Genomic DNA, 16158 nt, shown 5'->3' on the forward strand with positions numbered 1-16158 from the left:
TATGCAAGTAAAAAAAGAAGAATATAAGCTTGAACATAAGTTAGATATTATAAATGAAAGATTTAAAGATTGTGATGACCTAGTTATAAGAGAATTTGATGTTGGTGTTGAGAATGGTTGTAAAATGGCTCTTGTTTACATAGATGGATTGACAGATAAGGCACTTATAAGTGAATTTGCTTTAAATAATTTGATAGTTGCATCTAGATTAGCTATGCCTAATGATATAAAGAATAATATAAAAGATTTAATACAGAAAAAAACTATAGCAATAACCGAGATAAAAGAAATTAAGGAAATGGAAGAATGTATTAAGAATATACTCGTAGGAGAAACGCTTTTATTTATAGATAATGTTGAGGAATCCATAGTATTATCTTCAAGAGGGTGGCCAACTCGTTCAGTATCAGAGCCCCAATCTGAGGTTGTTATAAGAGGTCCTAGAGATGGATTTACTGAGACACTGAAAGTTAACACATCCTTAGTAAGAAGAAGAATAAGGGATACGAATTTTAAAATAAAAAATCTGTCATTAGGAGAAAGGTCAAAAACTGATGTAGCTTTACTGTATATAGAAGATATAGTTAACAATACAGTTTTGGAAGAAGTTAAAAAAAGAGTAGATGAAATAGATATAGATATGATTCAAGAAAGTGGAGATGTAGAGCAGTTAATAGAAGATAATTGTTATTCTTTATTTCCTCAAATACAGTATACAGAAAGACCTGACGTAATAGCATCATCTTTATATGAAGGTAGAGTTGCAATATTATTAGATAACACACCTTTTGCTCTTATAGTTCCGGTTACACTAACTACGTTCTTACAATCTCCTGATGATTATTATGAAAGATGGATAATATCAACCCTTGTAAGGTTTATAAGATTGATGGCTACAGGATTTTCTTTGTTTTTACCATCACTATATATAGCGATAACTTCTTATCATCCAGATATGTTACCAACAGACCTTGCTTTATACCTTGCAGCAACAAGACAAGGAGTACCATTTCCGGCATTTACAGAGGCATTTATAATGGAAATTACATTGGAATTATTAAGGGAAGCTGGAGCAAGGCTTCCAAAGGCTATAGGATCTACAATAGGTATTGTAGGAGGTCTTGTAATAGGTCAAGCTGCAGTTCAAGCTGGTATAGTCAGTCCTCTTATGGTAATAATAGTCGCTATAACTGCAATATCTTCTTTTGCAACACCTAGTTACAATATGGCGATAGGATTTAGAATGCTTAGATTCATATTAATGCTTTTGGCATCCATATTAGGTCTTTATGGAATAATATTAGGATTTTTAGTTATGCTAATAAATTTAGCTAATTTAAGAAGTTTTGGAATTCCTTATTTAGAGCCGTTATGCTCTATGGGAGAAAATTTCAAAGATCTTAAAGATACGATTATAAGAGCTCCTATGGCATCTATGCATTCAAGACCTAAAATGTATACAAAAAGAAATACAAATAGATTAGATGATAAAAGAAAAGAGATACTTGGGGAGGATGATATTAAAAAATGATTTCAACTAAAGAAAAAATAAGTACATCGCAAATGATAACACTTTTGATGAGTACAATGCTAGGTGTAGGTATATTATCTTTACCAAGAAACTTATCAGATAAAGTCAAAGGATCAGGGTTTATAGTTGTAATAATAGCAACCCTTGTATGTATTTTCTTTGGATATTGTATATATAAAGTGGTATATAGATTTCAAAATAAAAGTCTTATGCAGATAAGTTCAGATATTTTGACTAAGCCGATTGCATACTTAATATGCATTATATATATATTATACTATTTGATAAATATAGGTATGGTAGTCCGTATATTTGGAGAAGTTGTAAAAATGTATATGTTAAAGAAAACCCCTATAGAGGTGATAATACTATCTATGTTATTTGTATGTGCTTACGGTTCTAGAAAAGGAATAGAAGGTATAGCTAGGATATCCCAGATAATATTTTTCTTAATGATGCTACCTATAATATTTATATTTTTATTTTCACTTCAGAGTGCTGATTTTAGTAATTTAATGCCTATTTTTAATGTTAACTTATCTCAGATATTTCCATCTGTATTCTTGACTACTTTTTCATTCTCAGGATTTGAGACTATGCTTATACTTGGCATTTTTATGAAAGATCCTAAGGATGGCTTTAAGATACAGTGGATATCATCAGCTATTGTAGGAATTGCATCTGTATTCTTTGTAGTAATAAGCATGGCTGTATTTGGTCAAACTGAAACTTCACATTTAATGTGGCCTACATTGACCATTGTAAAAGTCATAGATATACCAGGAGCATTTTTAGAAAATCTAGATGCATTAATAATGGGAGCCTGGACGTTAAATATATTTATAACAATATGCGTATTTCTTTTCTCTCAATCGTTAATATTTGGAGATATGTTTAATTGCAAAGAAATAAGTTACTTTAATTATGCTGTGCTCCCAATTGCATATTTATTAGCTTTATATCCTGCTAATTTAGCACATGTATACGATTTATTGAGCAATAAATATACAATTGGATTACAAGTAATAGTTATTGCAGCTATTCCTTTTATACTATTTTTATTTTCTAGATTTAGTAAGAAGGTGAAAAAAGCATGAAACAAAAATATACGATTTTAATTCTAACAATTATTATAAGCACATTACTTACAGGTTGTTGGGATAAGGTTGAAATAAACAATAGAGGATTTGTAATAGGGCTTGGAATAGATAAATTAAAAGAAGAAGAAAAGAAAGAAGAATTAGATAAAATAAAAGTATCGTTTAAAATACCTAATGTAGCCCTCCTTGGAACAAAACAAACACCCACCAAGGAAGCGTCTTTTTATTGGGAAGCTCAAGGAGAGTCGTTTAATACTACAATAAATAAGATAGAATCAAAGTCTCCATTTGACTTAGAACTATCTCACAACAAGATAATAATACTAGGAAAAGAAATAGTTCAAGATAAAAGATTATTCAAGCAGATACTTGATGGAATAGATAGAAATAAACGTTTTTCAAGAAAAATGTTCATATTAGTATCAGAAGAAACTGCTTCAGATATTATAGCTATTAAACCCAATGAACAACCCATTGTAGGAGTATATTATTCAAACATATTACGTTCTGCAGTAAATAATGGGACAGTAATAGATGGAACTTTGAATAAGGTAATAAAGGAAATACACGAAAATAAAAGTACTGTATTTCCTCTTACTACTAAAACTGATAATAATAAGAGAATAGAACTCGTTGGCGGAATTGTAGTAAAGGATTATGTGTTTAAAGAAGAATTGAATGCGCGAGAATGCAGATTTTTGAATATGATAAATCAAGATAATTACAATATAATGGATATACATGTTACCTATAAAGATGTACCAGTTGCTTACAAAATAACTAGTAACAAAAGTGAAACAAAGGTAACTGAAAAAGATAATAATTTAGTACTAGATATATATATAGATACTGAAGGTGATATAACTCAGCATGAAATTGGAATTAAGGGGCTTGTAGCTAATGATAAAGGTATACGTGAAGTAGAAAAATTATGTGAGAATAAGATAAAAGAAAATGTGAATAAGTTAATATCTAAATTACAAAAAGATAGTCTAGATGTTATACATGTAAAAGATACATTGTATAAATACAATCAACCTTTATATAAAAAAGTTAATGAAGATTTTGATCAGTACTTCAAAAATATGAAAGTTAATGTACATGTAAATAGTAAAATTAGAAGAATAGGTATAGTAAGGTAAAAAAAGGACAAAATAAAGATATAAAATAAATTAATTAATTCGGGGGGATAAATTATGAGAAAAGTTTTAATTGCATTTTTTATAGCTTTATTTTGTTTTATGAGTACTATATCTTACTTAAATGATGTTTATGCAAACAGAGACAATTATAAAGAAAAGCTGATAAGATTCCATGTTATAGCAAATAGTGATTCTCAAAATGATCAAGAGTTAAAATTAAAGGTTAGAGATAAAATAATAGAATTTTTATCTCCAAAATTAGAAAAATCAGAAAGTATTGAAGAAACTAAAAATATTATCACGGAAAATATTCAAAATATACAGAAAATAGCTTCGGATGAAATAAAAGAAAATGAAAAAGAGTATAAAGTAACAGCTAGCTTAGATTATTCAAATTTTCCTACAAAGAAATATTCTAATATAGTATTACCTGCTGGTGAATATAAAGCATTAAAGGTTGTAATAGGAGAAGGTAAAGGGAAAAACTGGTGGTGCGTGATGTTCCCGCCACTATGTTTTGTAGATATAAATCATGGAATAACAGACAATAAAACTGAGAAAAATTTAAAAAAAGTTCTTACAGAAGAAGAATATAAAATGATATTAGTTGACAATAAAGAGGTTAAATTAAAATTTAAAATAGTAGAGATATTAGAAAAAATAAAAAATAAGAATATTAAATTACATTTAAGTTAAGAAACAATAGGAGTGATTTATTTTGAAAAAAATACTATTATTAGTTTCAATGTGTTCTATATTAATATTATCGTGTGTAGTATTTTATGTAGATGATTATATAGTATATGGTCAAGCTAATATATTTTGGGGCTCAAAAGGCGATGATGTTAAAGCGGTTCAAACAAAACTTAAAAACTGGGGTTATTATAATGGTCCTATAGATGGTGTATATGGATATAAAACCTATGAATCTATAAAGAAATTTCAAAAAAAGAATAATTTAAAACAAGATGGTATAGTTGGAAATGAAACTAAAAAAGCACTTGGAATACAAACTCAAACTAAAAAAGTAGCAACATCTAGAAATGATGAGATATACCTTCTATCTCAGGCTATAACAGGAGAAGCAAGAGGTGAGCCTTATATAGGGCAAGTGAGTGTAGGGGCGGTTATATTAAATAGAACTAAAGATTCTAGATTTCCGCATTCAATAGCTGGAGTTGTATATCAACCAGGCGCTTTTACTGCAGTTGATGATGGTCAAATAAATATGAAGCCAACAGAATCTTGTATACAAGCTGCAAATGATGCTATTAATGGATGGGATCCTACAGGTGGAGCTGTGTACTATTGGAACCCTGCAACAGCTACAAGTAAATGGATATGGAAATTAAAACCTATATATAAAGTAGGTAAGCATTGGTTTGCAAAAGAAACTTACTAGAAAGAAGTGATATTTTGAATTTGAATAAAAAAACAAATATCTTATTGGGTTTACTTGCAATAAGTTTGATATGGGGAATCACCCAGTATTCACAAAGAATAGCGTATAAGAGAAGTTTAAATGCTCAATACCAAAGAATGTTTTACGATGTTATAGGTAATGTAGAGACTATACAATCAGATTTGTCTAAGGTAAATGTAAGTAATTCTACAAAGCAAAACATAATACTTCTTACAGATATAATGAGTCAATCTTATTCAGCTCAAGATAAAATGGCTCAGCTTCCTCTTAATCATAAATCTATTGGAAAAACTGAAAAATTTTTGACCCAGCTAGGAGATTATACTATAACATTAGCTAAAGAAACTTTAGATGATAAACATTTAAATGACAAGGAAAGAAAAAAGATATCAGAACTTCAAAAAAGTGCTGAATACTTATCAAAAGAATTAGGAAAAGTACAGAGTGAAATAGCTAAAGATAAAGTTCAGTTTACAGATGTTGCATCAAAAGCAAATAAAAAAATGAAAAAGTCAAATGCAAATGTAATGGCAACGAGTATGATAAGAATAGAGGAAAGAATGGGTGAAACACCAGAACTTATCTATGATGGTCCATTTTCAGAGCATATTGGAAATATAAAGCCTAGACTTAAAGGAGATAAAATAGATAAAGATAAAGCTAAAGAAATAGCTTTGAATTTTCTTAAATATAAAAAAATAACAGATTTAACTTATGATGGAAGAATAAAAAATAATTCTATTCCAGGATATATGTTTAATAGTGAAAATGTAAGTCTATCTGTGAGTGAGACTGCTGGAAAAATAGTATGGATGGTGGATACAAGACAAATAGGACAGCCTTCTATAGATAAGAAAAAAGCACTTGAGTTAGCTAAAAAGTTTTTGAAAGAGAGTGAATATAAGGATATGGTTCCTACTTATTCTCTTACTAATAATGGAGCTACAACGTTTAATTTTTGCTCTAAAAAAGAAGATGTTACTATATATCCAGATTTAATCAAGGTAAAGGTTGCTCTTGATAATGGAGAGGTAGTAGGGCTTGAATCACAAGGATATTTAATTAGTCACTATGATAGAAAAATAAGAAAACCAGAGGTTACACCTAAAGATGCTAGTCAAAATATAATAGATGGAGCAAAGATATTAAAGAATAAATTAAGTATTATACCTAGTGAAGGGAAAAAAGAAAAACTTTGTTATGAATTTAAAGTCGAATATAAAGGAAGAAATTTCTTAATATATGTAGATGCTATAACAGGTAAGCAGCAAAAAATATTTGAATTAATAAAAAATCCAGATGGCACATTAGCCATGTAATATATAAAGAAGCTTATTGCTTCTTTATTTTTTTGTTAAAATAAAATATAATCAAAAAGGTAGTATATAGCATATAATTATAAATAACATATATTTAGAAAGAAGGTGCTATTATGCAAAAAATTAATATAGCTTTGATATTTGGAGGAAAATCTGGGGAACATGAGGTTTCTTTATCGTCTGTTTCTTCTATTTATAAATATATAAACAAAGAAAAGTATAATATATATACAATAGGTATAACTAAAGATGGAAACTGGCTTTATTATGAAGGCGATGTAGAAAAAATAAAGGATGGAAGCTGGGAAAAAGAGGCTAAAAAAAATGCAAAAATAAATTTGATACCAACTTTGAACCAAAAGGTAGGTATAGAATTTGAGGATAATACATTCAAAAAAATAGACGTATTATTTCCAGTTCTACATGGACCATATGGAGAAGATGGATCCATTCAAGGATTATTTGAAATAAGCAATATAGCGTATGTTGGATGTAATGTACTGGCATCTAGTGTTGGAATGGATAAATTGGTTTGTAAAAAAGTCTTTGAACAAGAAAATATACCACAAGTTAAATATACTTATACTACAAGATGGGAATTTAATAATGATGAAGAAGGACAATTAAAATCAATAGAAAGTATACTTCCGTACCCTATATTTATTAAACCTGCAAACTTAGGATCTAGTGTTGGAATATCAAAGGCTAAAAATAAAGAAGAGTTGATAAAAGGAATAAAAGAAGCTTTAGAATACGATAGAAGAGTAGTATTAGAAGAAGGTGTAAATGCAAAAGAGATAGAAGTATCTGTTTTAGGAAATGAAGAAATAAAAGCTTCAGTTGCTGGAGAAATAATACCTGCTAAAGAGTTTTATGATTATGAAGCTAAGTATTTGAATGAATCATCAAAACTTATAATACCTGCAAAAATAGAAGAAAGCATAAGTGAAAAAATTAGAAAAATGGCTATAAAGGCATTTAAATCAATTGACGGGTGTGGGCTTTCAAGAGTAGATTTCTTTGTAGAGAAAGAAACGAACAATATATATATAAATGAACTAAATACTATGCCTGGATTCACTAATATAAGTATGTATCCTAAGCTATGGGAAAATACAGGGATTTCATATGATAAGCTAATAGATGAACTTATAAACTTAGCCTTAAAAAGACATGAGCAAAAATTAGCTAGTAAGGTTTAAATGAGGAGGAATAAATGGGAGAGAATGTTTTAATAAAAATAAATACTGTTCAAATGGATTTCAAAGGTAATAAAGATGATATGGAATTAATAACAGAGGGTAAGATATATTTAAAAAATAATGCTACTTATGTGGTATATGAAGAATCTGAAATATCAGGTATGAAAGGTACTACTAGTAGATTGAAAATAACTGAAGATTGTATAATTATGAAAAAAATGGGTAGAAATAATTCTGAATTAGTTTTTGAAGTAGGGAAAAGATATAAAACATTATATAGAACACCCCATGGTAGTTTACCTATGGAAATTGTAACTAAAAAAATAGAAATAAATAAAATAGATTTATATAAAAATATAGAGATAACAATAGAGTATGATTTAAATATAACTGGCCTATTTGAAGGTAAAAACTCTATAAATATAAAAATAAATTAGAAAGTCATAGAAAAAACGGTAAAAAGTAGTTAAATTTACACTACCTTTTATCGTTTTTATTTGTTATTATAATTATGAATAAATATGACAAAAAACTTATCGTTATAGAGGTGGTTCATTTGAAATCTGATGAAAATAAAATGGCAATTTCTATTATTTTAACTATATTAATGGTTGGATTGGTAACTACATCATCTTTTGTTTTATTTTTACAATTTAAAGATGATGAAAAATTAATGGATATATTAAATAGTTTGGGAATAATAAAAAGTATGGATAAAGAATTAAAAGAAGAAATTGAAGAATTTCCATATATATCTGTTATATCTAATTCAGACAAAAATAAAATTGATAATTTAGATCATAATGAAAGATTGATGTATTACAAAATAAAAAAGCATTCTCAGCTTGAAGCTGATGAGATACAGGCAATACTAGATCTTATGAAAGAATCAACATTTAGATACGATTATTACATATCTGCAATGAAAACAGAGGATTATTTGAATTTGATATCGGATGAATATATACACTCTATACTTCCGGATGAATATAAACAATTAATAAATAAAAATACACAAGGAAAATCGTATGAATATAAAGAAGTATATACAAATGGAATTTATTTTTATTACTTAACGAATACATATGAAGATGATTACAAAATGATATTTAATGATTATAATATGGGTTATTTTGAGACTAAGGAGTATTATAGAAGGAACAACAGTTTTAATAGCAAATTCTATATTCAATGTATGAATAATATAGATTTGTATAAGGATATTAATAGATACTATATAAAAGGCATAAAATAAGAGGGATATATAATGATTATAAATAAAGTGAGAGAAACAATTAAAAAGCATAATTTAGTCAATGATGGGGATAAAATAATATTAGGGGTTTCCGGAGGACCGGACTCTATATGTATGCTTCATATATTGAACTACTTAAAAGATGAATTTAATATAAAGATATATGCAGCTCATTTAAATCACAAAATAAGAGGAATTGAAGCTCAAAAGGATGCTATGTATGTAGCGAAGATATGTGATATTATGAGGGTTCCATGTTTTATAAGAGCAATAGATGTTCCAGCTTATTGCAATGAAAACGGAGTTACATTAGAAGAAGGAGCTAGAATATTAAGATATAATATGTTCTTTGAAATAAAAGACAAAATATCTGCCGATAAGATAGCTATTGCTCACAATATAAATGATCAAGCAGAAACCGTTATTATGAGAATGATGAGAGGAACTGGGCTTCAAGGGTTGAAGGGAATACAGTACAAAAGAGAAGATGGAATTATAAGACCTCTATTGGATGTAGATAGAGAGGAGATAGAAGCGTATTGTGAGCAAAATAACTTAAGCCCTAGAATAGATCAAACTAATCTAGAAGAAATATATACTAGAAATAAAATAAGACTCAAGCTAATTCCTTATATGATTGAAAATTTTAATCCGAATTTAAAGGAATCTATAGCAAGAATGGCAAATTTACTAAAAGATGATGGCGACTTTATAATGGAACAGTCAAATAAATCATTTGATGAGATGTGTTCTAAAATATCTGACAATACTATATCTATGGATATAGAGAAATTTATAAATGCTCATAGAGCTTTAAAAAATAGAATTATTAGAAAGTGCATTGATTATGTTTTAGGAAATATAAAAGGAATAGAGCAAAAACATATACAGGATGTAAATAATTTAATTAATTCACATAAAAATAATAGCAGAATAGATTTACCTAAGGGAATATTGGTATATAAAAAGGGTGGACGTATAATATTCACAGATGAAGAAATGATAGAAGAAAAAATAAGTTATGATTATATTATCCCTAAAAGTGGATATATAAAAATAAAGGAATCAAATACTATAGTAGAGAGTAAAATATTAAATATTGATGAATATGAAAAATCTAGCAATGATAAATATACCAAATTCTTCGATGCCGATAAGATCAAAGGAAGTTTGCACATAAGAAATAGAAGAAATGGTGACAAGATTAAATTACTAGGATTGGGGGGGAGTAAAAAGATAAAAGACTTATTTATAGATCTGAAAATACCTAAAGAAGAAAGAGACTTAGTTCCGATTCTATCGGATGAAAAAGGAATCATCTGGGTTATAGGACATAGAATGAGTGAAGACTATAAAATAGATTCAAATACTAAAAATGTTTTAAGAATAAGCTTTAAAGCTTTATAACCTCAATATCATTACAAGTATAGTATATAACCTAGTTGTATTGTATTGGTGTTTTATTTATGATAGAATAAACTAAAATTATTGACCTGAGAGAAAGGAGGGCTCTATTTGAAGAAATTATTTAAAGGAGCAACTTTTTATTTGCTTGTATTTATAATAATAGTTTCAATAGTCCAAACTCTTGGTAAACCTGCAAAGGGGATAGAAAATTTAGATTTTTCTTTGGTTTATCAGGAATTAGTTAAAGAAAATATATCAGAGCTTACATTTACAGATGAGATAATTGAAGGAACAATAAAGACTACTAACACACATTTTCGATCTTATGTACCTTACCCAGTAAGTAAAGACAATCTTTCAGATATTATTTTAAAACAAGTTACAGAAGGGAAGCTTGTGCTTGTAGGAAAACCAGAACCTCAAACACCTTGGTTCTTTGAAATACTACCATCTATATTTATGATACTTATATTTGTAGTATTTTGGTTTGTATTTATGCAGCAATCACAGGGTGGCGGAAGCCGTGTTATGAATTTTGGAAAGTCAAAAGCCAAACTTCATAAAGGAGATGAGAAAAATAAGGTTACATTTGACGATGTAGCTGGTCTTGAAGAAGAAAAAGAAGATCTTCAAGAAGTAGTAGATTTTCTTAAGAGCCCTAAAAGATATATAGACCTTGGAGCTAGAATACCTAAAGGAATATTAATGGTTGGACCTCCTGGAACTGGTAAAACATATCTTTCAAGAGCTGTTGCAGGAGAGGCTGGAGTCCCATTTTTCAGTATAAGTGGTTCAGACTTTGTTGAGATGTTCGTAGGAGTAGGAGCATCTAGAGTTAGAGACCTATTTGAACAAGCCAAGAAAAATTCTCCATGTATTATATTTATAGATGAGATAGATGCTGTAGGTAGAAAAAGAGGAGCAGGCCTTGGTGGAGGTCATGATGAAAGAGAGCAAACTTTAAATCAACTTTTAGTTGAGATGGATGGATTTGGAGTTAATGAAGGTATAATAATAATGGCAGCTACAAATAGACCAGATATACTAGATCCAGCTTTACTTAGACCAGGTAGATTCGATAGACAAGTACTTGTCGGAGCGCCTGATGTTAAAGGTAGAGAAGCTATACTTAAGGTTCATGCAAAAAATAAGCCTTTATCAGATGATGTTAATTTAAAGGTTTTAGCTAGAAGAACGCCTGGATTTACTCCAGCAGATATAGAAAATCTTATGAATGAAGCAGCTATACTAACTGCTAGAAAAAGAGAAAAGACTATAAAAATGGATACTATAGAAGAGTCTATCACTAAAGTTATAGCTGGTCCTGCTAAAAAGACTAAGGTAATAAGTGAAAAAGAAAGAAAGCTAACAGCATACCATGAGGCTGGTCATGCAGTTGCAGCTCAACTTCTTCCTAATACAGATCCTGTACATCAGGTTACTATAATACCTAGAGGAAGAGCAGGAGGATTCACTATGCAGCTTCCAAAAGAAGATAAGTACTATGCTACTAAGATGCAAATGCAAGAAAATCTTATAGTTCTTCTTGGAGGAAGAGTTGCAGAATATCTTGTTCTTGATGATATATCAACTGGAGCTCAAAATGATTTAGATAGAGTATCTCAAACAGCAAGAGCTATGGTTACAAGATATGGTATGAGTGAAAAATTAGGACCTATGACGTTTGGTGATAATTCTGATGAGGTATTCTTAGGAAGAGATTTCACATCAAAGAGAAATTATTCTGAGGAAGTAGCATCAGAAATAGATAGAGAAATAAGTGGAATAGTAGATGAAGCTTATAACAAGACTAAAAAGCTGTTAGACGATAATATAGATAGTCTGCATTATGTTGCTAAGTGTCTTTTAAAATACGAGACATTGGATGCAGAGCAGTTTAAACAAGCATTTAATAAAGAACTATCACTTGAAGACTATGATGAGATATCTGTTGATAAAGAAGATGATAATAAATAAGGTTGAGATTTCTCAACCTTATTTTTTTTACTTTATAGTAAATTACTACTGTATTAAGCGAATTTTTTGCAAAATATCTATAAATTTAATTTATAAGTAATAAAATTAATACATTTGTAATATATATTAATTAACAAACTAAATAAATAGGAAATAGCCTATTAGCTATCATTGTGTAACTAGTATTCGATGGGATATATAAGTTATATTGTGAAGTATAGTTAAATCACGGCATAGTAAGGGAACTATGAACCTTTACTTTGCCGTGATTTTTTTTGTATCTAAGAAAATTATATGCATTTCAACTTGTGAACAATTTAAAGTAATAAAATGAATAGCTTGTACATAAAAATTAAACATAAATAAATAAAAAAAATAGGGGGGGGAAAAATGAAATTTGATTTTGTCAGCTTTATGATGAATCCATTTGTTCTTATGTTTGTAGCTGTTGTGACAGGGTTGCTATTTGGAAAAGTTAAATTTGGAAAGTTTAATTTTGGGGTCTCAGGGGCACTTTTTACAGGGTTGATAATAGGGTGGTGGATTTTAAGATTTGGCAAAAGTATAGGCGAAACGAGCAGTGCTTATAAAGCTGCTCAAAATATGATAGACTCAGGAGTTATTTCTAAAAATTTCTTCAGTTTATTTCTAATACTATTTGTTGCAGCTGTTGGTCTGTTGGCTGCAAAAGATATGGGGGCAGTTCTTAAAAAATATGGAATTAAGTTTGTTATATTAGGTTTTTTTATAACGAGTTTAGGTGCAGCTACAACATATGGAATGACTATTTGTGCTAATGAAGCTAATCCATATGAAATTTCTGGAGTATACACAGGAGCACTTACAAGCTCGCCTGGTCTTGCAGCTGCAATTGAAACTGCAAGAGGTCATGCAACAGAGAAAGTAAAAGAATTTGAAAATATGAGTATTGACGAGAGAAAAAAGTTTTTTAAAATATTAGACCCATCTGGAAATATCAATGAAACTAATACAGCTAAGCTTACAGATAAGCAAGGTGAAGAATTTATAAAAGCAGCAGAAGCTGGAATAGGCGTTGGTCATGCTATAGGATACCCATTTGGGGTTTTGATAGTTATATTAGCAGTTAATTTTTTTCCAAGAATTTTTAGAATAGACGTAAAAAAAGAACAAGAACTATTTAATAAGGAAATGAAAGAAGCTAGGGGTGATTCTGCTAAAGATATAGAAGAGAGTCCTTTTGATTTAGTAGCATTTACTACAGCTTGTTTATTTGGATATTTTATAGGTCAAATAAAAATATATTTAGGACCTTTGGGATATTTTGGATTAGGATCTACTGGCGGGGTTTTAATAGGTTCGCTAACACTTGGTTATGTAGGTAAAATAGGTTCTTTAAATTTTAGAATGAGCAATAAAATTTTAGGTGTTATAAGACAGTTATCGCTTGCTTTTTTCTTAGCTATAGTTGGTTTAAGATATGGATTTAATGTTTTTGATACGATATTAGGATCAGGCGCTTATTTAGCTCTTGTAGGTACTGTTGTAGGTGCTGTAGCCATGATGGTGGGATTCTTTGTAGGAAGATATGTGCTTAAAATAAATTGGATTATGTTATCAGGAGCAATCTGTGGAGGAATGACATCTACTCCTGGTCTTGGAGCTGCTATAGATGCAGTAGGAAGCGATGACCCTGCAGCTGGGTATGGAGCTACGTATCCATTTGCACTACTTGGAATGGTTTTATTTACTATCATACTTCATAGATTACCTATGTAGATTAAAATTACGAAGGAGGTGAATAGCAGCCTTTGGCTGCTATTAAAATGTCATCTAATAATATATTTATAACTGGGTATGCAAAACTACCTGCTGGAATAACAGCACAAGAGCTATATACAGTGGTAGCTATAGGTCTTTTGATAAATAGAGAGAATGGAACTATTGTTGATTTAGACTGTACATTAGTAACATCAACTGCTAAAAGATTTGTAAGAGAAAATTTGGTTGGAAGAAAGATAACAAATTATGATGAGATAGAGTCTATATTCAATGAAAGGTATTATGGATGTGCAAAAAAAGCTTTATTATTTGCACTTAAAATATGCAATGAAAAATTTAATGAAATAAAAGCAAATTAAAGTTTATTTGGGGGGATAAGCATTATGCAAAATAGATTAAGATGCAATCAGTTAAAAGGTAAGGTTATGAGCGCTGATGAAGCTGCCCAATTATTTGAGGATGGAATGATTGTGGGAACGAGTGGATTTACACCTGCTGGCTATCCAAAAGCCGTTCCACTAGCACTTTCAAGAAGAAAAGATAAGGGAGATAAAATAGGGTTAACTATTATAACGGGTGCATCTGTTGGGGATGAGTTAGATGGAGAATTATCTAGAAAAGGGATAATGAAAAGAAGGTATCCTTATCAAACTAATAAAGACTCTAGAAACAAGATAAACAGTGGAGATGTACAGTATGCAGATATGCATCTTAGTAATGTACCTCAGTGGATAAAGTATGGTTATTTTGGAAATATAGATATAGCTCTTGTGGAAGCTGTTTCTATAACTGAAGATGGAAATATAATACCATCGACATCGATAGGAAATGCAAATGTATTCGTAGAAACTGCTGATAAGGTTATAGTTGAAATTAACACTTCTCAGCCTTTAGATCTGGAAGGAGTACATGATATATATTCTACTAAGAATCCTCCTAATAGAGAGGCTATACCTATTGTAGAGGCAACTGATAGAATTGGAACTCCTTATATTCCTTGTAAACCTGATAAGATAGCAGGAATAGTATTTACAGATATAAAGGACAAGACAAGAGAAGTGACTCCGATAGATGAAGTATCTAAGAAAATGGCTGAGAATCTTATAACATTTTTAAATGATGAAGTGGACAAAGGGAGACTTCCTAAGAATTTGTTACCTCTTCAATCTGGTGTTGGAAGTGTAGCAAATGCAGTTCTTGGTGGTCTTTGTGATTCTAAATTTGAAGATTTGGTAGTTTATTCAGAAGTATTGCAGGATTCTGTTTTAGACCTTATAGATAATAATAAGGTTAAATTTGCATCTGCAACATCGCTTACCGTATCACCTAAAAGACTGGATGATTTTTATAAGAAATTTTCAAATTATAAAGAAAAAGTAATTCTGAGACCTCAAGAAATAAGTAATAGTCCTGAGGTGGCTAGAAGACTAGGGGTAATTGCAATAAATACAGCTATAGAAGTTGATATATACGGAAATGTAAATTCTACTAATATAATGGGAAGCAGAATGATGAATGGGATAGGAGGATCTGGTGATTTTGCTAGAAATGCTTATTTAACTATATTTACAACTGAATCAATAGCTAAAAAAGGAGATATATCATCTATTGTTCCTATGGTTTCGCATTGCGATCATACGGAGCATGATGTTATGGTAATAGTTACTGAGCAAGGTGTTGCAGATTTAAGAGGGTTAAGTCCGGTTGAAAGAGCTAGACGCATAATAGATAATTGCGCCCATCCTGATTATAAGGATATGTTAAATGATTACTTAGAAAAAGCGCTGAATGGAAAATACAAGCATACACCTCATGTTATTTCTGAAGCACTTTCATGGCATGATAGATTTTTAAAAAATGGAAGTATGAAAATATAATTATTTTAAGCAATTTTATTTGATAAAATTAAATTGTCTAAAGAGTTGAAAAATTACAACAAAACAAGAAGGATTTAGATAAAAAATGTAGAAAGTAAGTAAGTGAGTATGCAATTCAAATTTCATAAGTATACAATTATGAAATTTTAAAATCATAAACTTTC

14 protein-coding genes are annotated in these 16158 nt (G+C 29.7%); all 14 read left to right on the top strand.

Features of this window, described 5'->3' with window-relative positions; genetic code table 11:
• Window position 1 precedes the first annotated feature (1 nt).
• The 14 genes from M2214_RS00210 (at window position 2) to M2214_RS00275 (ending at window position 15994) form a co-directional block, all read left to right on the top strand.
• Window positions 2-1531, top strand: a complete 1530-nt coding sequence (locus M2214_RS00210) for a spore germination protein (protein ID WP_248481510.1) — start codon at window positions 2-4, stop codon at window positions 1529-1531.
• Entirely contained in the window at window positions 1528-2628 is a 1101-nt protein-coding gene (locus tag M2214_RS00215) for a GerAB/ArcD/ProY family transporter (RefSeq protein WP_248481512.1), read from the top strand. The genes M2214_RS00210 and M2214_RS00215 overlap by 4 nt, the downstream gene beginning before the upstream one ends.
• On the top strand, window positions 2625-3773 hold the full coding sequence (locus tag M2214_RS00220; RefSeq protein WP_248481514.1) for a Ger(x)C family spore germination protein: 1149 nt from the start codon (window positions 2625-2627) through the stop codon (window positions 3771-3773). Before M2214_RS00215 ends, M2214_RS00220 begins: the two co-directional genes overlap by 4 nt.
• A 54-nt stretch (window positions 3774-3827) precedes the next feature.
• Complete coding sequence (gene spoIIR, locus M2214_RS00225) at window positions 3828-4469, top strand: stage II sporulation protein R (RefSeq protein ID WP_248481516.1); 642 nt, start codon at window positions 3828-3830, stop codon at window positions 4467-4469.
• 22 nt (window positions 4470-4491) lie between these two features.
• Window positions 4492-5175, top strand: a complete 684-nt coding sequence (sleB, locus tag M2214_RS00230) for a spore cortex-lytic enzyme (RefSeq protein ID WP_330651526.1) — start codon at window positions 4492-4494, stop codon at window positions 5173-5175.
• A 20-nt stretch (window positions 5176-5195) separates the two neighbouring features.
• Complete coding sequence (gene ypeB, locus M2214_RS00235; protein WP_248481518.1) at window positions 5196-6515, top strand: germination protein YpeB; 1320 nt, start codon at window positions 5196-5198, stop codon at window positions 6513-6515.
• Window positions 6516-6628: 113 nt separating this feature from the next.
• Window positions 6629-7717 carry a D-alanine--D-alanine ligase gene (locus M2214_RS00240; RefSeq protein ID WP_248481520.1) on the top strand — a complete coding sequence of 363 codons (1089 nt, stop codon included), beginning with the start codon at window positions 6629-6631 and terminating at the stop codon, window positions 7715-7717.
• 14 nt (window positions 7718-7731) lie between these two features.
• Complete coding sequence (locus M2214_RS00245; RefSeq protein WP_248481522.1) at window positions 7732-8154, top strand: DUF1934 domain-containing protein; 423 nt, start codon at window positions 7732-7734, stop codon at window positions 8152-8154.
• A gap of 74 nt (window positions 8155-8228) precedes the next feature.
• Window positions 8229-8972 carry a hypothetical protein gene (locus tag M2214_RS00250; RefSeq protein ID WP_248481524.1) on the top strand — a complete coding sequence of 248 codons (744 nt, stop codon included), beginning with the start codon at window positions 8229-8231 and terminating at the stop codon, window positions 8970-8972.
• 12 nt (window positions 8973-8984) lie between these two features.
• The gene (gene tilS / locus M2214_RS00255) at window positions 8985-10379 is read left to right on the top strand and encodes a tRNA lysidine(34) synthetase TilS (protein ID WP_248481526.1); all 1395 of its coding nucleotides are present in this window, start codon (window positions 8985-8987) and stop codon (window positions 10377-10379) included.
• A gap of 108 nt (window positions 10380-10487) precedes the next feature.
• On the top strand, window positions 10488-12356 hold the full coding sequence (gene ftsH / locus M2214_RS00260) for an ATP-dependent zinc metalloprotease FtsH (RefSeq protein WP_248481528.1): 1869 nt from the start codon (window positions 10488-10490) through the stop codon (window positions 12354-12356).
• 390 nt (window positions 12357-12746) lie between these two features.
• The gene (locus tag M2214_RS00265) at window positions 12747-14114 is read left to right on the top strand and encodes an aspartate-alanine antiporter-like transporter (protein ID WP_248481530.1); all 1368 of its coding nucleotides are present in this window, start codon (window positions 12747-12749) and stop codon (window positions 14112-14114) included.
• Between the two features lie 32 nt (window positions 14115-14146).
• Window positions 14147-14476 (top strand): DUF3870 domain-containing protein, encoded by a 330-nt coding sequence (locus M2214_RS00270; protein ID WP_248481532.1) that lies wholly within the window; start codon window positions 14147-14149, stop codon window positions 14474-14476.
• Between the two features lie 24 nt (window positions 14477-14500).
• Window positions 14501-15994 (top strand): acetyl-CoA hydrolase/transferase family protein, encoded by a 1494-nt coding sequence (locus M2214_RS00275; RefSeq protein WP_248481534.1) that lies wholly within the window; start codon window positions 14501-14503, stop codon window positions 15992-15994.
• Window positions 15995-16158: the final 164 nt, after the last annotated feature.

Source organism: Tepidibacter aestuarii, from assembly GCF_934924865.1.
In the GTDB taxonomy this organism is placed as follows: domain Bacteria; phylum Bacillota; class Clostridia; order Peptostreptococcales; family Peptostreptococcaceae; genus Tepidibacter_A; species Tepidibacter_A aestuarii.